Source organism: Arthrobacter nitrophenolicus (genome assembly GCF_000332815.1).
Taxonomy (GTDB): domain Bacteria; phylum Actinomycetota; class Actinomycetes; order Actinomycetales; family Micrococcaceae; genus Arthrobacter; species Arthrobacter nitrophenolicus.
Window position 1 is genome coordinate 1 of the sequence record NZ_AOFD01000139.1, and the last position, 553, is coordinate 553.

Annotated in this window: 1 protein-coding gene; it reads right to left on the bottom strand. The window is 62.4% G+C overall.

The window, feature by feature from the left end; genetic code table 11:
* A partial coding sequence (locus G205_RS20480) for a DDE-type integrase/transposase/recombinase (protein WP_009359717.1) occupies window positions 1–553 on the bottom strand: 553 nt, incomplete at both ends.

A 553-nucleotide genomic window follows, 5' to 3' on the forward strand; every position in this document is an offset into this window, starting at 1 on the left:
GTTCCGCCTGCGCAACCTTTTCGACGGGGTCACCCGCAACGCCTGGCGATCCGGATACTCGGAAGGTGTGAACGGCGCCGGGTTTGACGGAGGCTGATTTCGGTTAGTTATGCGGCCATGGGGTTCAGCGTCCAGAGCAGCGTAGAATTTCGCCTCGGCTTCGGCGGGCGGGATGTTCCCGATGGGCTCCAGCAGGCGGCGGTTGTTGAACCAGTCAACCCATTCGAGTGTTGCGTATTCGACAGCCTCAAAGCTGCGCCACGGACCCCGACGGTGGATGACCTCGGCCTTGAAGAGCCCGTTGATCGTCTCGGCCAGAGCATTGTCATAACTGTCGCCGACGCTGCCGACCGAGGGTTCGATGCCTGCTTCGGCCAAGCGTTCGGTGTAGCGTATGGACAGATACTGGCAGCCGCGGTCGCTGTGGTGAACCAGTCCCATACCCTTCGCCGGGCAGCGTTCATGGACTGCCTGTTTGAGGGCATCGAGAACGAAACCCGCTTTGGCCGAGGTGCTGACGCGCCAGCCCAGGATGCGGCGTGCATAGGCGTCG